19 protein-coding genes and 1 pseudogene are annotated in these 17,387 nt (G+C 62.8%); 7 read left to right on the forward strand and 13 right to left on the reverse strand.

Going from position 1 to position 17,387, the window contains the following annotated elements; all coding sequences use genetic code 11:
- Positions 1-90 precede the first annotated feature (90 nt).
- Complete coding sequence (locus FJ936_RS04365; protein WP_140727057.1) at positions 91-705, forward strand: TetR/AcrR family transcriptional regulator; 615 nt, start codon at positions 91-93, stop codon at positions 703-705.
- 383 nt (positions 706-1,088) lie between these two features.
- Here the strand turns inward: FJ936_RS04365 and FJ936_RS04370 are convergent, their stop codons facing one another.
- Positions 1,089-2,051, reverse strand: a complete 963-nt coding sequence (locus tag FJ936_RS04370; RefSeq protein WP_015316232.1) for a LysR family transcriptional regulator — start codon at positions 2,049-2,051, stop codon at positions 1,089-1,091.
- 107 nt (positions 2,052-2,158) lie between these two features.
- Between FJ936_RS04370 and FJ936_RS04375 the strand changes: the two genes are divergently transcribed.
- Positions 2,159-2,794, forward strand: a complete 636-nt coding sequence (locus FJ936_RS04375; protein ID WP_141906175.1) for an FMN-dependent NADH-azoreductase — start codon at positions 2,159-2,161, stop codon at positions 2,792-2,794.
- A gap of 54 nt (positions 2,795-2,848) precedes the next feature.
- Here FJ936_RS04375 and FJ936_RS04380 read toward each other — a convergent pair whose 3' ends face one another.
- Together FJ936_RS04380 and FJ936_RS04385 are read right to left on the reverse strand one after the other, a co-directional pair.
- Complete coding sequence (locus tag FJ936_RS04380) at positions 2,849-3,148, reverse strand: AzlD family protein (protein WP_015316230.1); 300 nt, start codon at positions 3,146-3,148, stop codon at positions 2,849-2,851.
- Positions 3,145-3,879 carry an AzlC family ABC transporter permease gene (locus FJ936_RS04385; RefSeq protein WP_140713806.1) on the reverse strand — a complete coding sequence of 245 codons (735 nt, stop codon included), beginning with the start codon at positions 3,877-3,879 and terminating at the stop codon, positions 3,145-3,147. Before FJ936_RS04385 ends, FJ936_RS04380 begins: the two co-directional genes overlap by 4 nt.
- 170 nt (positions 3,880-4,049) lie before the next feature.
- Here FJ936_RS04385 and FJ936_RS04390 point away from each other — a divergent pair, with 170 nt between their 5' ends.
- Both FJ936_RS04390 and FJ936_RS04395 read left to right on the forward strand, forming a co-directional pair.
- A complete protein-coding gene (locus FJ936_RS04390; RefSeq protein ID WP_140793288.1) occupies positions 4,050-4,508 on the forward strand; it encodes an Lrp/AsnC family transcriptional regulator in 459 nt (152 codons plus the stop codon).
- Positions 4,509-4,683: 175 nt separating this feature from the next.
- Complete coding sequence (locus FJ936_RS04395) at positions 4,684-5,886, forward strand: MFS transporter (protein ID WP_141906176.1); 1,203 nt, start codon at positions 4,684-4,686, stop codon at positions 5,884-5,886.
- An 80-nt stretch (positions 5,887-5,966) separates the two neighbouring features.
- Here the strand turns inward: FJ936_RS04395 and FJ936_RS04400 are convergent, their stop codons facing one another.
- On the reverse strand, positions 5,967-7,967 hold the full coding sequence (locus FJ936_RS04400) for an EAL domain-containing protein (RefSeq protein WP_140793270.1): 2,001 nt from the start codon (positions 7,965-7,967) through the stop codon (positions 5,967-5,969).
- A gap of 285 nt (positions 7,968-8,252) precedes the next feature.
- On the opposite strand from FJ936_RS04400, the gene FJ936_RS04405 reads away from it, so the two are divergent.
- Positions 8,253-9,287 (forward strand): class I SAM-dependent methyltransferase, encoded by a 1,035-nt coding sequence (locus tag FJ936_RS04405; RefSeq protein ID WP_015316225.1) that lies wholly within the window; start codon positions 8,253-8,255, stop codon positions 9,285-9,287.
- 113 nt (positions 9,288-9,400) lie between these two features.
- Here FJ936_RS04405 and FJ936_RS04410 read toward each other — a convergent pair whose 3' ends face one another.
- Positions 9,401-9,697, reverse strand: coding sequence for an HlyU family transcriptional regulator (locus FJ936_RS04410; protein ID WP_015316224.1), 297 nt, complete (start codon positions 9,695-9,697; stop codon positions 9,401-9,403).
- A 44-nt stretch (positions 9,698-9,741) separates the two neighbouring features.
- Positions 9,742-10,383 carry a TetR/AcrR family transcriptional regulator gene (locus FJ936_RS04415; protein ID WP_140793268.1) on the reverse strand — a complete coding sequence of 214 codons (642 nt, stop codon included), beginning with the start codon at positions 10,381-10,383 and terminating at the stop codon, positions 9,742-9,744.
- Between the two features lie 143 nt (positions 10,384-10,526).
- Between FJ936_RS04415 and FJ936_RS30430 the strand changes: the two genes are divergently transcribed.
- Entirely contained in the window at positions 10,527-10,667 is a 141-nt protein-coding gene (locus FJ936_RS30430) for a hypothetical protein (protein ID WP_181171500.1), read from the forward strand.
- 89 nt (positions 10,668-10,756) lie between these two features.
- Here FJ936_RS30430 and FJ936_RS04420 read toward each other — a convergent pair whose 3' ends face one another.
- The 6 genes and pseudogenes from FJ936_RS04420 to FJ936_RS04440 all read right to left on the reverse strand — a co-directional run bounded on the left by FJ936_RS04420 (position 10,757) and on the right by FJ936_RS04440 (position 13,617).
- Entirely contained in the window at positions 10,757-11,455 is a 699-nt protein-coding gene (locus FJ936_RS04420; protein WP_015316222.1) for a PadR family transcriptional regulator, read from the reverse strand.
- A gap of 143 nt (positions 11,456-11,598) precedes the next feature.
- Complete coding sequence (locus FJ936_RS04425) at positions 11,599-11,979, reverse strand: DCC1-like thiol-disulfide oxidoreductase family protein (RefSeq protein WP_181171208.1); 381 nt, start codon at positions 11,977-11,979, stop codon at positions 11,599-11,601.
- Positions 11,980-11,982: 3 nt separating this feature from the next.
- The gene (locus FJ936_RS04430; RefSeq protein WP_140665057.1) at positions 11,983-13,041 is read right to left on the reverse strand and encodes a DMT family transporter; all 1,059 of its coding nucleotides are present in this window, start codon (positions 13,039-13,041) and stop codon (positions 11,983-11,985) included.
- A 3-nt stretch (positions 13,042-13,044) separates the two neighbouring features.
- A complete protein-coding gene (locus FJ936_RS31240; protein WP_224529547.1) occupies positions 13,045-13,206 on the reverse strand; it encodes a DUF333 domain-containing protein in 162 nt (53 codons plus the stop codon).
- Positions 13,184-13,262: pseudogene (locus FJ936_RS31245) on the reverse strand (hypothetical protein); the annotation flags it as partial. The gene FJ936_RS31240 and the pseudogene FJ936_RS31245, both read right to left, overlap by 23 nt.
- Positions 13,263-13,323: 61 nt before the next feature.
- Positions 13,324-13,617 (reverse strand): GYD domain-containing protein, encoded by a 294-nt coding sequence (locus FJ936_RS04440; RefSeq protein ID WP_140789527.1) that lies wholly within the window; start codon positions 13,615-13,617, stop codon positions 13,324-13,326.
- Positions 13,618-13,966: 349 nt separating this feature from the next.
- Between FJ936_RS04440 and FJ936_RS04445 the strand changes: the two genes are divergently transcribed.
- Positions 13,967-15,025: a TauD/TfdA family dioxygenase gene (locus FJ936_RS04445; RefSeq protein ID WP_140789529.1), complete on the forward strand. Its 1,059-nt coding sequence runs from the start codon at positions 13,967-13,969 to the stop codon at positions 15,023-15,025.
- 59 nt (positions 15,026-15,084) lie between these two features.
- Here FJ936_RS04445 and rpoD read toward each other — a convergent pair whose 3' ends face one another.
- On the reverse strand, positions 15,085-17,109 hold the full coding sequence (rpoD, locus tag FJ936_RS04450; RefSeq protein WP_140789534.1) for an RNA polymerase sigma factor RpoD: 2,025 nt from the start codon (positions 17,107-17,109) through the stop codon (positions 15,085-15,087).
- Positions 17,110-17,387 lie beyond the last annotated feature (278 nt).

Below are 17,387 nucleotides of genomic sequence, written 5' to 3' on the forward strand. Positions count from 1 at the left end.
TGGACACAGGCCAACGGCACGAACTTGCCGCTTACAGACGATCGTCCACGCGAGTCCGGCCGGTTCGCTTCATCAATTCTGGAGACATGCATGAACCGTCCAGTTCGAACACGAACTGATCCCGACGAGATGCGCGCGCGCATCCTGGCTGTGGCGGACGAGCAGTTTCGCCGCCTCGGCACCCATAAGACATCGGTGGCTGATATCGCCTCCGAACTCGGCATGAGCACGGCAAACGTCTATCGTTTCTTCCCCTCCAAGGGTGCGATCATCGAGTCCGTCTGCGGGCGGGTCGTCAACGAGGTCGCCGGGATCGCCTCTGCGATCGCATGCACGAGCGCGCCGGCCCCGGAGAAACTCGACCAACTCCTGACCGCGATGCACCATCACAGCAAGACCACACTGGTCAAGGAAAGGCGCATGCACGAGATGATTGTCGCCGCCATGCAAAACAACTGCGCGATCATCAAGGCGCATACCGAGCGGGTGGTAACGATCCTCGAAGCGATTATCCGCGAGGGCATCCAAACACGGGAATTCAAGGTCGAAGATCCAGTGGAAGCAGCGCGCGCGGTCAAGACCGCCTTCACGCCGTTTTTCCACCCGATTCTGATCGAGCACCGCCTTCGACACGGCGAAGATGACGAAGCTGGCCTGCGCGAGCAGATTCGCTTTATCCTGAAAGGTCTGGGAAAGTCCGACTGAGGCGCGTGCCGTTGGTCCGGCAGGGCTTAGCGATGGGAGGCGACCAGAAGATGGAGGTCGACCCATTGGTTTCGCGACGACCAGCAAAGTGGAAGGACATTATCGCGACCGGCTGTGAAGCGTGGAGTTCCCCAACAGTCTCCGAAAGGCAGGTGATCGTGTCCTTGTACGCAGCGGAGAATGCAATGGCGAGGCAACCGAAACCGTCCAATCCCGTTGTGGCTGGCTCACCCACCTTGCGAGCTCACATTTGGGATGGACACATGAAAAGGACCTATGAAAAACCGACACTGCGCAAATGCGGAAAATTGACCGCCCGTACGGCGCAGCTCGTGGTTTCCGGGGTGACGCAGATCGAATGATTTTCGGCTGAGTTCCAGGATTCAGCCGCCGGCGTTCGCATCACCGTCGGTGTCCGGCTCCTCTTCGGGCACCTCGCCCGGCTCGAACTCGTTGAAGCAGCCGAGCCCGCGCTTGAACCGGTCGATCAGCCAGGCCGCCGCCGGCTTTGGACTGCGATCGTTGCGGTGCATGGCAAACAGGGGCGAACTCACTTCCTTGTAGGGTTCGAGGTCGAGTTCCACCAGGCGGCCGCTGGCCAGGTCGTCGGCGATCAGCCAGCGCGGCAGCCCGCCCCAGCCGAGCCCCTCGCGCATCAGTATGTGCTTGGTGCGCATGTCGGTCAGTCGCCACGTGCGGTAGGCGAAGACGCCGTAATCGCGTCCCTTGGTGCGCTCGGACTGGTCGATCACGACAAGCTGCGTATGCTCGCGCACATCCTCGAGCGCCACCGGCTTCGGCAGCAGGGCCAGCGGATGATTGGGCGCTGCCGCCGGCACCAGCGACATGAAGCCGATGCGCACGAGATGCACGTCGACATCGCCTAGCAGGCCGCCAATGCCGAGATCGGCCTGTCCGCTGACGACAAGATCGGGGATGAGACCGAGCGTGCCGATATACAGGCGCAGCATCACGGTCGGAAACCGCGCCTCGAATGCCTTGAGCACCCGCACCAGCACGGGGGAAGGCAATGATACGTCCACCGCCAGCGCCACCTCGGCCTCCAGCCCGTGATGGTGCCCGTCGACGCGCGAGCGCATGCGCTGCAGCACGCCAATCATGCGCCGCGCGTCTTCCAGCATCGCCCGGCCGATCTCGGTCAGTTGCGGCTCGCGCGTGCCCTCGCGCTCGAAAAGCTTCAGCCCGAGCTGCGCCTCGAGATTGGCGATACCGTAGCTGATGACGGATTGCGCGCGGTTGAGCTTGCGGCCGGCTGCCGAGAAACTGCCGGTATCGGCAACGGCGACAAGGATTTGGAGCTGGTCGAGGGTCGGGTTGGGCTGCATCGTTGTATCTACTTTATGGATGGATCGTATCGAAAATATCCCAGTTTATCTGATTGGTCGATGCCCCATATATGGCGGGACAATTCATCCCACTGGAGAGACCCGCTATGTCCATTCTTCTCGTCACCTCGAGCCCGCGCGGCGCTGCCTCGCACTCGACCCGCATCGCCACCGAGTTCGCCCAGAAGCTTCTCGCCGCTGACCCGTCGAACACGCTGGTCGTGCGCGACCTCGTCGCCAACCCGCTGCCGCATATCGATGCCGACTATGCGACCGGCATCTACACGCCGGCCGATGCCCGCACCCCGCGCCAGGCCGAAGTGGTCGGCGTTTCCGATGTCGTGCTTGACGAGTTGTTCGCCGCCCACACGGTGATCCTGGCCACCGGCTTCATCAACTTCAACATCTCCTCGACGTTGAAGTCCTGGGTCGATCACGTCGCCCGCTCCGGCAAGAGCTTTGCCTATGGCGAGAACGGCCCCAAGGGTCTCGTCACCGGCAAGAAGGTCTACATCGTGCTGGCCTCCGGCGGCATCTATTCCGAAGGTGCGGCCGTGCAGTTCGATCACGCCGTCCCCTACCTGCGCAGCGTGCTCGGTTTTATCGGCATGACCGATGTCGACGTCATCCGCATCGAGGGCGTCTCCAAGGGACCTGACGCGGTGGATGCCGCGCTCGCCAAGGCTACGGCCACGGTCGATGCATTGGTTGCCGCCAGCCGTGATGTCGCGGCTGCAGCGTAAGACTCTCGGTCCATGGTTTGTCAAAGGCAGGCGTTCGCGCCTGCTTTTTTCGTTCTAGCCGATCAGATGCCTCAACAGGCTGGCCGAAGCGACCCCGATCAGCACGGTTGGCAGCATGGAAAGCCGTGTCGCGGCGACCAAGGTGATGGCCAATGCCGCGAGATCGGCGGGATTGCGCGACACGAAGGCCGGCGCGATGACAGAGATCAGCACGCAGCCGGGTGCTGCCTCCATCACTGCCGTGGCGCGGGGACTGAGCACGCGGTTGCGCAGCACGACATAGCCGCCGATCCGCGTCAGATAGGTGACGCCGGCCATCAGCACGATGGTGAGAAGGGTCGCTGCGTCGATCATGCATCACCCGCCATCAGCCAGGCCGCGGCCAGCCCCGACACCGCGCCCGCCGCGACATACCAGGCGCCGGGAACGAAGAGATAGACCAGCGCCGCGACGGCCAGGCTGACAAGCCAGGGCCGTGCCGCCGCGACGCCCTTCCACATGCCGCGCATCAGCACCAGGAAGACGGCCGGAAACGCCATGTCGAAACCGTAGGTCTCGACATGGCCCAGCATCGGGCCGAGCAAGGCGCCCAGCGTGGTGAAGGCTACCCAGGTCAGATACATCGCCAGCGCGGCACCCATGTAATAGCGCGGGCTGAAGGCCGGTGCGACACCGGCGGCGGCGCGCTGTTTGGCGTCGGCCAGGCCCAGCGCCCAGCTTTCGTCGCATAGGAAGAACAGCGCCGGAAACACCTTGCGCCGCGGCAGGTCGCGCAGGAACGGCGCGAGCGCCGCTCCCATCAACAGATGGCGGCTGTTGACCAGGAAGGTGATGGCGACGATGAGCAGGATGTGCGGCGGCGACGTCCACAGCTGGACCGCCGCGAATTCCGAGCCGCCGGCGAAGTTCAGCCCCGTCATCATGGACAACTCGACCGTGCTCAGCCCTTTCTGCACGGCCTGGGCGCCAAGCACCAGCGCATAGGGGATGGTGCCGAGCAGCACCGGCGCGCAGGATGCCACGCCACGGCGAAACTCCGATCCCGAACCATTGCCGACCGTCTCGACTGCCTGTGAAATGCTCATACCCTGCCATTGGGCGGCCCCACAGCCGCCTGCCCTGCGTTTGAAAATCCCGTGGTGTCAGGGGCAAAACATACCTACAGCTCTTCGCAATTTGCTTGCGGATATTGTTGTCTTTCGTCAGATTTTGGCATCCACTGTTACGAAGCCGCAGGAAAATGGAATTCAACGCCATGAAGCTCGACGACATCGACAAACGCATCCTGCGGGCTTTGCAGCGAGACGGCCGCATGCCCAACAATGATCTGGCCAACGAGGTCGGCCTGTCGCCCTCGCCTTGCCTGCGGCGCGTCAAGATCCTGGAGGAAGCCGGTATCATCGACCGCTATGTCGCCGTGATCAATCCGGCCAGCATCGGCAAGGGCCTCACCTTCTTCACCCGCATCTGGCTGAAGGCACAGGACGAGGACACGATCGAACATTTCGCCACCGAGGTCGCCAAGCTGCCGCAAGTGATGGAGTGCTATCTCATGCTCGGCGACTGCGACGCCATGGTGCGCGTCGTGGCCGCCGGCATCGATGACTACCGGCGCTTCCAGTCGGAGCATCTCAGCCGCATCAAGGGCGTGCAGAACGTCAAGACCGACGTACCGAGCCAGACGATCAAATACACATCGGAACTGCCGATCTAGGACAAGCCAGCGCAAATCCAAGGGTCTGTATCCGTCAAAGCCCTAACGTCCAGACTGGATAAAAAATGCAACCGGATTGTAGGATGGGCGCTGGTGCCGGCGTCCTTCGGACGCAAGGGCACGGCGAAGCTGGACCGTCCCACCACAAGACCGCGTTCCGGCATGGGAGAAAACCATGAACCATTCCTACCGTTGGGTCATCGTCGCGGCTGGCGCGCTGATGTCCTGTGTCGCCATCGGCACGATGTTTTCGCTGGCGATCTTTCTCGAACCCATGGCGCTCGATACCAATTGGTCGCGCGCGGGCATTTCGAGCGCCATGACACTCAATTTCCTGGTGATGGGCCTTGGCGGTTTCGCCTGGGGTGCCCTGTCCGACCGGTTCGGCGCCCGTATCGTCGTCACGATCGGCGCCGTGCTGCTCGGGCTGGCGTTGGTGCTGGCAAGCCGCGCCGGTTCGCTTCTCACCTTCCAGATCACCTATGGCGTGCTCGTCGGGCTCGCGGCCAGCGCCTTCTTCGCGCCGATGATCGCGCTGACGTCAGGCTGGTTCGACACCAATCGCGGACTGGCCGTATCGCTGGTCTCGGCCGGCATGGGCGTGGCGCCGATGACGATCTCGCCGCTCGCCCGCTGGCTGATCTCCGCCTACGAATGGCGTAGCGCCATGTTCGACATCGGCATCCTGGCCTGGGTGCTTCTGCTGCCCGCCGTGCTTCTGGTGCGCCAGCCGCCGAAGCCTGTCGCCTCGGGTGCCGCCGCATCACACGCCGCCGAAGGCGCCGGCCTCACGGTCGGCCAGGCGCTGCGCTCGCCGCAATTCATCGTGCTGGGGCTGACCTTCTTCGCCTGCTGCGCGGCCCATTCCGGCCCGATCTTCCACATGGTCAGCTACGCCATGCTGTGCGGCGTCGCCCCGATGGCCGCTGTCTCGATCTACAGTGTCGAGGGTCTGGCAGGCCTCGGCGGCAGGCTGCTCTACGGCGTGCTGGCCGACCGGCTCGGGGTGAAGCCGGTGCTGATCGCCGGGCTGGCGATCCAGGCGATCGTCATTGCCGCCTATCTCTCGATCAGCCAACTCGACCAGTTCTATTTGCTGGCCGTCATCTTCGGCGCCACCTATGGCGGCGTCATGCCGCTCTACGCGGTGCTGGCGCGCGAATATTTCGGCCAGCGCATCCTCGGCACCGTATTCGGCGCCGCCACCATGCTCTCCAGCCTCGGCATGGCGCTAGGGCCGCTTGCCGGCGGCATGATCTTCGACGCCTATGCCAGCTACCATTGGCTGTTCATCGGCTCGGCGCTTATCGGCCTGGGTGCCGCGGGCATAGCGATCGCCTTCCCGCCGCTGCCACGCAGGGCGTTGCAGACGGCATAGGCATCGCCGCACTGCAATCGTCGCCAGAGGGCAGACGGGCTTGACGGGCCAATGGCCGGTCAAGCCATGCTACCTCGCGGTCACGCCGACTTGAGAACCGTGAACGGCCGCTTTTGAATGGCCCGCTTGGTCTGGAAATTCGCGGCCGGAGCGGGACGGCCGACGTGAAAGCCCTGGACCTTGTCTATGCCGAACTGGCGCATGAGGACCATCTGCTCTTCGGTCTCCACCCCTTCGACCAGGATCTTGTGGCCGCGATTTCGGACCAGCGCGATGATGTCCTGCAGCATTGCCATGCCCTTGGGGGTGCCGCAGTCGTGAAGGAACGAGCGGTCGATCTTGACCGTATCGAAGTCGATGAGACGAAGCCATGAAAGGCCGGCGAATCCCGTCCCGAAATCATCGAGCCAGATCCTGATCCCGAGCAGCTTCAGGTCGCTGATGCAGCGCAGGATGTCGGAATGCATCTCCATCTCCAGCCCCTCGGTGATCTCGAAGGCCAGCCTGTTTCCGGTTACGCCGGTCTCGCCCAGAATGGTCGCGACCGACGTCGCGAAGCCAGGCGTCTTGAGCTGGATCGGCGAGACGTTGACGCTGACGACGCGCACGTGATCCTGCGCCAGGAGTTCGGCGCACACCGTCCTTATTGCCCAGCGCCCGAGCTCGAGGATGGCGCCGGTTCGTTCCGCGACGGGAATGAACAGGCTCGGCGGAACCAGGGTGCCGTCGAGCATCTTGAGGCGCATCAGCGCCTCCACGGCCTCGAACCCGCCCGACGCGACGTCCTGGATGGGTTGGTAGACGAGCGAAACGAGGTCCTGGCCAATGGCGATCTTCAGCAAGGCCGCCAGGTTCTCGCTCTCGTCGCTGCTCTGGGGATCGGTCGGATCGAACAGCCGGGCACAGTTTCGGCCGCTGGCTTTTGCAAGATAGAGCGCTCGATCGGCCTCGTGGATGATCTTCTCCAGCTTGGCGGCGGTCTGCTTCCTGGTGAACGCCGCGCCCACGCTCGCCGTCACGATCGAGATGCCATCCCGGCGCAACTCATGCGCGATCGCCAGGTTCTCGATCGTGCGGCAAATGGCTTCCGCCAGATCCGCGACCTCGCCCTTCTTGTCCATGCGGGCCAGGACGATGAATTCCTCGCCGCCATAACGGCCGATGGAGCCATCATGTTGCTTGATCAGGTCGCTGAGCGCATCGGCGACCTGGATCAGGCAACGGTCGCCTTCCTGATGGCCATAGCAATCGTTGAACTTCTTGAAGAAGTCGACATCGATGAGGATCGCCGCGAAACCGTGGCCAAGCTTTTGCCAGTCGTTCCAATAGTCGCGCAGTTTTTCGTCGATCGCGCGCCGGTTCTCCAGCCCGGTCAGCGGATCCGTCCGCGACAGCCTGAGCAGGGCCTTGCCGCGCTCGGTCGCCTCCTTGTGCTGGATCTTGGCTTCCAGCGCGTTCAGGAAGACGTTGTAGCGTTCTTCGTTCAGCTTCCAGTTCACATAGGACGTGAATGTGAAGCACGAAACGTAGAAGGTGCCGAAGACCATCTTGTATATCAGCGTAGCGGGTAAAAAGTAGTTCACCACATACAAGATGCACAAAATTATCGTCGACGTTATGATCGAGACCTTGAAGCGGAATGTGAAGAAGAGATTGGCACTCATCATGAAAATGGTGCCGAAGACCATATAATAGGCGACGCTTTCCTTGTTCGCGCCCATGGACGCGGGGCAAAGCCAGCCGATATAGCCAAAGATGATGGCCGCGGCGCAGGTTACGTCAAGCCAGTCGGTGGCGGCTCCCCTGCGAAGCTGTGCTTCCAGGACCAACAGTGCAGTCAGTCCGACAGCGAAGCGGGCCGTGATCGTAAGGGCGGCCACGTCGGGTATCAGCAGCAGATCCGATGCCGAAAACAAGACGTAGATGACGACGGCGATCCAGAGGCCTGGCCTGGCTTCCTTCCTTCGCTTCGCCTGGGCTTCCGTGCGGTAAAGGGTTCGAAGTTCGGCCGCCCCCAGCTCCTGACGCGGCGGTTCCGCATCCACCGCATCGGCCACTGCGGATGACGCGCGTTCGTTCACGACAAATCCCGACTGAAGGACATTTCGCGTTCCGAACTCTTTTCCAGCTTCTGCCCCCAACGCAGACCGACTCCTTGGCGCGACACGACTTGCCGCGCGATCAAATGCAATGACGCAGGACAAGTTTCCGTTAACTCGAACCCGGAATCCCGCCCTCAAAAACCCCAAAGAATTGATATGGTTAGCGGGAAATTAATCATATCGATAGAATGCAACGGAGCCGCCGTTGGCAAATCGAGTATTCTACGCAATAAGTTAACTGACTGTTAACTATGGAGCCTTGGTGTGCAAACTGTCTTCGACGGCCAGAGTCTGATTACTGCTGAAGCGATCGCCGGTGGTCTCCGTCGAGGAAAGCCCGAGCATCATGGCGAAGCGTTCGAAACCGCTCGCGCGGAGCTGGCGCTCATCCTCCACGCCACACAGCAACAGGTCGAGCAGCAAAAATTTCCCGCCGAGATCGTCCGCCGCCTGCTGTCGCTTCTCAACGCGCTGCGCGCCAAGGTCCATCCCGACGTTTGGCAGGCCTTGATACCGGTGGCGCAGAACCACCCGATCCAGAAGTACTTTCTGGAGGATCCGCTGACACATTGGTCCTTCACCAAGCCCAGGGGTTATTCCGGCGACGCGCAGTTGCTCGACTACATCTATTGCGACCCGCATGTTGCCGAGAGCGTCGCAAGCGCCTCGGAGGTCGGCAAGGCGCTTTACAGCCACACCCAGAACGTTCCGTCATGCGTCGCCGCACGCGAGCGCCGCGATCTGCTGACCCGCTATGTCGATGAAACCGCGGCCAGGAACGGGCCCGAAACGGAAGTCCTGGCGATCGCTGCCGGCCATCTGCGCGAGGCGAACCGTTCGGCCGCATTGGCCGAGGGCGGCCTCAAGCGCTGGGTCGCGCTCGACCAGGATCCCCAGAGCGTCGGACTGATCGCGCGCGACTTCCAGGGCACCGCGGTCGAGGCCATCGACGGCTCGGTGCGCACTGTGCTCACCAGAGGCCACAAGCTCGGCAAGTTCGACCTCATCTATGCCTCCGGCCTTTACGACTACCTCCAGCACAACGTCGCCGTGAAACTCACCAAGACCTGCCTGCAGATGCTGAAGCCGAACGGGACCTTCCTGTTCGCCAACTACGCCGAGGGCACTCCTGACGCCGGCTACCGGGAAACGTTCATGGACTGGGTGCTGCTGCTGCGGTCGGAGGTCGACATGTGGAACATCATCAACGCCAGCGTCGACCGCAACGCAGTCGACGCGCAGGTCTACTTCGGCGAGAACCGCAACGTGCTTTACGGCGTCATCCACAAGCGTGGATAATACCCGTCTGGATGCAACCCGGCTGACGTAAGACCTCGAGCGCTTCGACCGCGGTGCTCGAGGGTTTCGGTCCTCTTACGCGCACCCCAGGCTCGCTTCGGGAACGGCATGCCCTAGCCGAAAATCCGCTCGCCCTGTTCGTCGACGAGCTGGATGCCTTTCTTGATCGAGATGTCGACGGCGTCGTCCAGCCCGGCGAAACGGTCGGCGCGGATGAATTTGTGCTCCTTCACCACGCCGTCGACTTCCTTGGAGACGACGCCGCAGGTCTGGTACTGGCCATCAGCCTTGTAGGGCGTGGCGCTGATCGTGAAGCCCTTGTGCTCGACCTGCTTGGCGGGCGCGGCATTTCCAGGCTCGGCCGCTTCGCCGCCACCGCCGCCGCCGAAAAGACGCTTCAAAAAAGACATCGCTCAAATCTCCCTGTCGCCGGCGATCGCGGTTCGCGTGCGATTCACGACGTTGTCCCTCCAGCATGCGCGAATGTGCCGCCGCGTTCCAGTCCCCTGATGAAGACGGAGACCAGGAGCTCGATCTGCTGGCCGATCTCATCGGTCTGGCGGCGGTCGGACCTGGCCGCATAGCCGCTGGTGACGATGCCATGTACGCTTGACCAGAGGGTTCGCGCGGCGATCCGGCGCGTGTCCTCGTCGAGATCGAAGCCGCCATCGGCAAGCACGCTGGCGATGATCTCGAACAGCTGGTCGAGCCGCGCCTCGTAGACATCGGGCTCGGTCAGCGCCGGACGCCTCCTGTTGAAGGCAAGCAGCGCCGGCCAGCTGCCGGGATGCGCCTCGACGAAGCGAATATAGGCGCCTGCCAGTGCCATCAGCCGTTGGCGCACGTCGGTGATGCCACGCCTGGCAAGCTCGGCCATCGCCGCGGCGCCCGCGATCCCCAGCCGGTCGAGCAGGCGCATGTTGACGGCGCGGTGCACCCCGTCCAGATCGGAAAACAGGTTGTAGACCGAGCCGACCGAGATGCCCGCCTGTTCGGCAATGGTCCTGGCCTTCAGATTGTCCATGCCGCCCTCGTTGAGCAGCGCTTCGGCAATGGCCAGCACCCGCTCGCCCGTCTCTTCCTTGTCGAGTGCCATGCTTTTCCTTCTGAATGAGCGCGCCTTGCGAATGACCTGCTGTTTTCGACCCGACGCCGCTTCGTTTACCACATCCAGGGTATCGTGAACAGCGTTCAAAAAGGTCTTGAACGAGGTTCATTCCTGCTATCGGCTACTGGGCCATGGGCATCCTGCTGCTCACCGGCAGCCTCGTGAACCTGGTCAAGTACCGCACCGACGAGCGCATCTCCGCCGAGACCACCGCCAAGATCGAGAAGGCGCGCAACGAGAAGCTGATCAGTGAATATGTCGGCAAGGAATGATGCCGACCTGCCCTGACGAGAAAACCCCGGATCTCCCCGGGCTTTTATATTGAGCTTTCGCGCTTCAGGAGACGCGCCGCAACATGGGTTTAGCGATGTGTCAGCGCTTCCAGCGCTTCGGCGGCGGCTTCCAGAATGGCGATCGCCTCGGCCTGCTTTTCGGCCGGGGCATCGACGATCTCGCCGAGTGCCGCGCGCAGCCGGTGGCGGATGGCGCGGAATTCGTCGCGCGTTTCGGAGCGCTCGCCACGGCCACCGCGGCCGCCGCGACGGTCCTCGCCGTCGTCGTTCCAGCCGAACCAGTCGCGGGCCTTGGCCATCTTGCGGCCGAACCGCTCGAGATGATCGAGCACGCCGTCGATCATCTCGCGATTGTCGGCCAGATGCGCCTGCCCGGCCTCGGTGATCGAGAACACCTTCTTGTTGCCTTCGCTCGAGGACACGGCATAGCCGGCCTCTTCCAGGAAGGTCAGCGTCGGGTAGACCACGCCCGGGCTCGGGGTGTAGATGCCGCTGGTGCGCTCTTCCAGCGCCTTGATGATGTCGTAGCCGTGACGCGGCGCCTCGGCCAGCAGCGACAGCGTGATCAGCTTGAGGTCGCCGTCGGCCAGCATGCGCCCGGCGCGAAAGAAGTCCCCCGGGCCGCCGCGACCGCCGCCGCCCCTGCCCCCGAACGGGCCGAAGCCGCCGCCCCCCCTGCCACCGAACTTGCCGGCCATATGCATGAACATGCGCTCGCCGAAATGATGACGGTCGGAATGATTGTGCCCAAAATTGTGCTTGTGCATTGATTGCTCCTTGAGTTCTATCTCACGATATATCTTAATTAGGCACACCCCATCGATGAGTCAAGATATATCTTACGATGTATCTTATCCAGCGGTGGCGTCCACGCGTCAGGCGCGGCAGGAATGGATGGTGTGTGAGTGGGCTACCAGCGCCCCTTGCGCCGATTCCAGCCGTAGAGCAGATCGGCGAAGCGATCGTAGGCAATGCGGGTCGGCGGCAGCATGAGCCGATTGCCGAACAGGCGCGCCAGCCATCCCTCGCCAGGCGTCATCAGCCAGACCGCGATGGCCACGTCTGCACCGACCAGCAGCCTGCCCTGGGCGTCGGTCGCATGCAGCCGGCGGCGGATGTCCTCCAGCGAGACGCCATGCGACGACAGCGCATCCGGCTCGAGGTTGATGTCGCGGAATTCGATCCGACCGGCCTTGACCGCCTCGACCAGCCGCCGCTTCTGCCGGCCGATGCCGGCATCGCAGACGGGGCAGCGCGTGTTGTACCAGACGGTCAGCACGGGCCTGGACATGTGTCAGCCGTGATCGTGCCGGTGGTGCAGATCGGGATAATGCGGATGCTTGTGGCGCAGCGGCGCATGCCGGTGCAAGTGCGAATGCGGCTCCGTCACCGGCCCGTCATGATGATGCTGGTGGTGCTCGTCATGCACATGGCTGTGCTCATGCTCCAGCGCCTCGTGCTCATGCTCGTGATCGTGGCGTTCCGACAGATGCAACCAGAGCCCGACGCCCATCAGCAACCCTGCAATCGCCAGCTTCAGCGTCACGGCATCGCCGAGCATGACGATGGCCAGCAAGGCACCGATGAACGGCGCCAGCGAATAATAGGCTCCGGTGCGCGCCGTTCCGAGATGGCGCAACGCAAGGATGAACATCACCAGGCTGACGCCGATGCCGAAGAAACCGACAGCCGCCGCCGAGGCGACAATCGGCGCGGCGGGAAGCGAGGCGCCGCCGATCAATGCCAGGCCGACATTGACGGTACCGGCCACGAGCCCCTTCAGCATGGCGATCACCACCGGGTCTGTGGCCGATATCCGGCGCGTGAAATTGTTGTCCAGTCCCCATGCCAGGCACGCCCCCGCGACCAGCAACGCGCCAAGGTTGAAAGTGACGCCATTACCTTGCCACGAAAGCAAAACAGCGCCAGTGAGAATGGCAAAGGCACCGAAAAGCAGGTGCCGGTCGACATTTTCGCGATAGACGAGCCAGGCGATCGCCATCGTTGCCAGCCCTTCGAGGTTGAGCAGCAATGCAGAACTGGATGCCGTGTTGAGGATGAGGCCGAACATCAGCAGGACCGGTCCAACAATGCCGCCCATGCCGATGGCCAGTGCAAGCCATGGAATATCCTCGGCGGCCAGTCGCGCCTCGCCGGCATTGGCTTGCCGGTCGCGCAACAGGCGATAGAGGGCAAGGCCAAGGCCCGCGCCGAGATATAGCAGGCCCGCAAGCATGAACGGATTGACGCTGTCGAGCAGCAGCTTGGACAGGGGCGGCGTCGCGCCGAACAAGACGGCTGAGCCGAGGGCAAGCGGTACGCCGGGCCAAAGATGCGAATGGGAATGGGTCATGGCTCACCCTATCATGGTGGCACGCCATGTCATCGACCACACCGCCAGGCACGGTTTGCGAGATCGCCCAAGGGAAGTCCGCGCCTCAGTTCCGATGCATGACGGCCCGACGCGTCTGTTGTCGCGAAACAGCGCCCACTCTTCACAGAGGCGCCCGTTGGGCAGGTGGCAAAACCCGTTGCCGGGCCTTGTCCTTCTTGATTGTCAGGCGTCCGCCAATCGCCGCGCAATGGACCGATGCGGGATTGACCGTGCCGACCTGTTTGCGCTAGGCGGATACCGTCATCCAAGCGACGAGATGATCTCGCGGTAAGCGAGCTCCGGGAAAGCCTTCATCGTCTGCGACCTGATATTGCCGCCCGCGGCCAGCATCAGCGCGAAACGCGCCAGCACCGCATCGTCGGGCGCCTCGAGCACCGCCACCATATCGAATTCGCCCATGGTCAGGTAGAACGACTTGAACGATCCTCCCATCTCGCCCAGTTGCTTCCTGGCGGCGTCGAGGCGCTTGGGCGAGTCGCGCACGTTCTTGGCGCCGTGCTCGGTCCAGTTCATCAGCATGATGTAGGTCGTCATGGTAGGCCTCTCTCCGGGGCCACGGAGCACGGCACTCAGGCCATGGGCTTGTCGACACGGCCTCGGCCGGGGCTGGCTTCCGGGGTTGTCGCCCGAAAATGCATCCGACGCCGGAGTATCCTCCCACTGCCGACATCCTGCAAGCGCTACCGCGCGGGAACCCAATGCCGAGTGAGCGCGACCTCCCGCCAGCCGACACAACAAAGGCGCTGGCAGGCATCAACCGCAAATCAGCCGGCGGCGTTCAGGTAAAGCCGGTTTAAAAACCCGCCGGATTGCGGCAATCTCCGTCGTGGCCCCCAGGCCGGCAATACCCCATCCGGGGCCAATCCAGCCGCAGGAGAGCTTCATGCGCGAGACATCAGAGCTGCCGCCGGAACAGATCGAAATTCCCGCCGCCTGGATCGGCGAGGACATGGCGAAGCATCCTGAAAAATGGCTGGTCGACCTGGAGCCAGAGGACGTCGCGGAGTTGGAAGCTGCCGCAACCGGCTTTCTCGCCGGCTCGCACGATATCGGCAGTCTGACCAAGGCTGATTTCCCCTTGCCCCGGCTTGCCGGCCACCTTGGCGCGCTTCGCGAAAAACTGATTGCCGGAATTGGCTTCGAGGTGCTGCGCGGTCTCCCGGTCGAGAGATATTCCACCGAGATGGCGGCAACGATCTTCCGCGGGGTTGGCGCCCATCTGGGAAGCGCTCGGTCCCAGAATGCCCAGGGCCATATACTCGGCCATGTCCGCGACATCGGCGCCGACGCCAAGGACCCCAGGACACGCATCTACCAGACGTCGGAACGCCAGACATTTCACACCGATTCCGCCGATGTCGTCGGCCTGCTCTGCCTGCGCGATGCCATGCAGGGCGGCGAGTCCCTGCTGGTGAGCACGGTGACGATCTACAACGAGATGCGCAAGAGACGGCCCGATCTGGTCCGCCTGCTGTTCGATCCGATTGCCACCGACCGGCGTGGCGAGATCCCGGAAGGCGAAAAGCCCTACTTCGAAATCCCGGTGCTCAACTGGCATGCCGGACTGCTGACCGGCATCTATCAGCGTCAGTACATCGACAGCGCGCAGCGCTTCCCCGATGCCATGCGCCTCACTCCAGCCCATGTCGAGGCGCTGGATCTTTTCGACAGCCTTGCCAATGATGTCAGGCTGAACCTGTCGATGCGGCTCCGGCCTGGCGACATGCAGTTCGTCTACAATCATTCGCTGCTTCACGACCGCATGGGCTTTCGCGATTGGCCGGATCCCGACAAGCGGCGCCATATGCTGCGCCTGTGGCTGTCGGTCCCCGGCGACCGTCCGCTGCCGGACTGCTTCCGGCAGCGCTATGGCTCGATAGAGATCGGCAACCGGGGCGGCATCACCGTCAAGGGCGCGCGGCTGAACGTGCCGTTGCTTTGACGCCCGAGACGAAAAAGGGCGCCGATCGGCGCCCTTAACTGTTCGCGACAAAAATGAACTCAGCTATCGAGGAAGCTGCGCAGCTTGCGCGAGCGGCTCGGGTGCTTGAGCTTGCGCAGCGCCTTGGCTTCGATCTGGCGGATACGCTCGCGGGTGACCGAGAACTGCTGGCCGACCTCTTCCAGCGTGTGGTCGGTGTTCATGCCGATGCCGAAGCGCATGCGCAACACGCGCTCCTCGCGCGGGGTGAGCGAAGCCAGAACGCGCGTGGTGGTCTCGCGCAGATTGGCCTGGATCGCCGCGTCGATCGGCAGGATCGCCATCTTGTCCTCGATGAAATCGCCCAGATGTGAATCCTCCTCGTCGCCCACAGGCGTTTCGAGCGAGATCGGCTCCTTGGCGATCTTCAAGACCTTGCGCACTTTTTCGAGCGGCATGGCGAGCTTCTCGGCCAGTTCCTCCGGCGTCGGCTCGCGGCCGATCTCGTGCAACATCTGGCGCGAGGTGCGCACGATCTTGTTGATCGTCTCGATCATGTGCACCGGAATGCGGATGGTGCGCGCCTGGTCGGCGATCGAACGCGTGATCGCCTGCCTGATCCACCATGTCGCGTAGGTCGAGAACTTGTAGCCGCGGCGGTACTCGAATTTGTCGACGGCCTTCATCAGGCCGATATTGCCTTCCTGGATCAGGTCGAGGAACTGCAGGCCACGATTGGTGTATTTCTTGGCGATGGAGATGACGAGGCGCAGATTGGCCTCGACCATTTCCTTCTTGGCGATCGCGGCTTCGCGCTCGCCCTTCTGCACCTGGTTGACGATCTTTCGGAATTCCAGGATCGAAATGGCCGTTTCCGTGGCCAGATTCTGGATCTCGGCGCGCAAATCCTTGATCGCGTCCTTCTCGTTCTTGGTGAATTCCTTCCAGCCGCGCGAGGTCAGGTTGGCGATCGAACGCGTCCAGTTGGGGTCGAGTTCCGAGCCCTGATATTCCTTCAGGAATTCCTCGCGGCGCACGCCATAGCTTTCGGCCAGGCGCAACAGCTTGCCCTCGTTCTGCACCAGCCGCTTGTTGATGTCGTAGAGCTGCTCGACCAGCGCCTCGATGCGCGCCGTGTTGAGCGACAGCGACTTCACCGCCTTGATCAGCTGGTCCTTCAGCTCCTTCAGCCGGCGGTCCTGGCTGGGCGACAGCGTGCCGGCGGCGGCCAGACGGTTCTCGACCTGCTGGTCCTGCAGCTTCCTGAGCTTCTTGTAGGTGTCGGCGATGACGTCGAGCGTCTCCATCACCTGCGGGCGGAGTTCCGCTTCCATCGCCGCCAGCGACAGGCTCGCCTCGTCCTCGTCTTCCTCGTCGTCATCGCCGATGCCGCGCGTGTCGGCGCCGACATTGGTGATGTCGTCTTCGTCGTCGCGTCCGCGACGCGACTTTTCCTCGACCTTGGGTGCTTCCTCGATGCGTTCGACCACCGGCGCCTGCTTGGCTTCGGGGCCGGCATAGGTGGCTTCGAGGTCGATGATCTCGCGCAGCAGGATCTTGGATTCGTTGAGCTCGTCGCGCCAGATGATGATGGCCTGGAAGGTCAGCGGGCTTTCGCACAGGCCCGCAATCATCGTCTCACGGCCGGCCTCGATGCGCTTGGCAATGGCGATTTCGCCTTCGCGCGACAGAAGCTCGACCGAGCCCATCTCGCGCAAATACATGCGCACCGGATCGTCGGTGCGGTCGGTCGGCTCTTTCTTGGTGGTGGTGGCGGCGACCGCGGTGCCGGTCTGCTCGGCCAGCTCGTTGGCGTCTTCCTCGGCATCGGCGGCGGTGTCGCCGGCCTCGGCCTCTTCGCCCTGTTCGTCATCCTCGACGACGTTGATGCCCATGTCGGACAGCATCGCCATCGTGTCCTCGATCTGCTCGGAGGTCACTTCCTCGGAAGGCAGCACCGAATTCAGCTCGTCCATGGTGACATAGCCGCGCTTCTTGGCGGCCTTGATCATCTTCTTGACAGCATCATCGGAAAGGTCGAGCAGAGGCCCATCGGTGGCGCCTTCGCGTTCGGTCTCGACCTCTTCCTTTTCCTTTGTCGCCATAGTCTTTATCTTCTCCTAGCGGCCGGCCATCGGGGCCGCGTAAGCTGTCGGACCAGTCAAATCGGATACGCCCGTTTTTCTAAACGCGCCTTACCCGGCCCACAAACTGCATCCACTCTTTTGTTTGGTGCATGCCGTTGCCCCAAAACCGGGTTTCACTCTTGGGCGGCATACATTAAGTCCAGATTAACCCTGATATCTGTGGCAGGCGGGCCGCCTGTCCAGTGACCAAGTACCTTGCATCGCTTGTTTCCCGTCGACGCGGGTGCGGGTTAACG

Source organism: Mesorhizobium sp. B2-4-13, assembly GCF_006658535.1.
Lineage (GTDB): Bacteria > Pseudomonadota > Alphaproteobacteria > Rhizobiales > Rhizobiaceae > Mesorhizobium > Mesorhizobium australicum.

Bases quoted from the DNA above. Each gene is read 5' to 3' on its own strand.
- FJ936_RS04365 (WP_140727057.1), top strand. From the start codon at position 91: ATGAACCGTCCAGTTCGAACACGAACTGATCCCGACGAGATGCGCGCG.
- FJ936_RS04370 (WP_015316232.1), bottom strand. From the start codon at position 2,051: ATGCAGCCCAACCCGACCCTCGACCAGCTCCAAATCCTTGTCGCCGTT.
- FJ936_RS04375 (WP_141906175.1), top strand. From the start codon at position 2,159: ATGTCCATTCTTCTCGTCACCTCGAGCCCGCGCGGCGCTGCCTCGCAC.
- FJ936_RS04380 (WP_015316230.1), bottom strand. From the start codon at position 3,148: ATGATCGACGCAGCGACCCTTCTCACCATCGTGCTGATGGCCGGCGTC.
- FJ936_RS04385 (WP_140713806.1), bottom strand. From the start codon at position 3,879: ATGAGCATTTCACAGGCAGTCGAGACGGTCGGCAATGGTTCGGGATCG.
- FJ936_RS04390 (WP_140793288.1), top strand. From the start codon at position 4,050: ATGAAGCTCGACGACATCGACAAACGCATCCTGCGGGCTTTGCAGCGA.
- FJ936_RS04395 (WP_141906176.1), top strand. From the start codon at position 4,684: ATGAACCATTCCTACCGTTGGGTCATCGTCGCGGCTGGCGCGCTGATG.
- FJ936_RS04410 (WP_015316224.1), bottom strand. From the start codon at position 9,697: ATGTCTTTTTTGAAGCGTCTTTTCGGCGGCGGCGGTGGCGGCGAAGCG.
- FJ936_RS04415 (WP_140793268.1), bottom strand. From the start codon at position 10,383: ATGGCACTCGACAAGGAAGAGACGGGCGAGCGGGTGCTGGCCATTGCC.
- FJ936_RS30430 (WP_181171500.1), top strand. From the start codon at position 10,527: ATGGGCATCCTGCTGCTCACCGGCAGCCTCGTGAACCTGGTCAAGTAC.
- FJ936_RS04420 (WP_015316222.1), bottom strand. From the start codon at position 11,455: ATGCACAAGCACAATTTTGGGCACAATCATTCCGACCGTCATCATTTC.
- FJ936_RS04425 (WP_181171208.1), bottom strand. From the start codon at position 11,979: ATGTCCAGGCCCGTGCTGACCGTCTGGTACAACACGCGCTGCCCCGTC.
- FJ936_RS04430 (WP_140665057.1), bottom strand. From the start codon at position 13,041: ATGACCCATTCCCATTCGCATCTTTGGCCCGGCGTACCGCTTGCCCTC.
- FJ936_RS04440 (WP_140789527.1), bottom strand. From the start codon at position 13,617: ATGACGACCTACATCATGCTGATGAACTGGACCGAGCACGGCGCCAAG.
- FJ936_RS04445 (WP_140789529.1), top strand. From the start codon at position 13,967: ATGCGCGAGACATCAGAGCTGCCGCCGGAACAGATCGAAATTCCCGCC.
- rpoD (WP_140789534.1), bottom strand. From the start codon at position 17,109: ATGGCGACAAAGGAAAAGGAAGAGGTCGAGACCGAACGCGAAGGCGCC.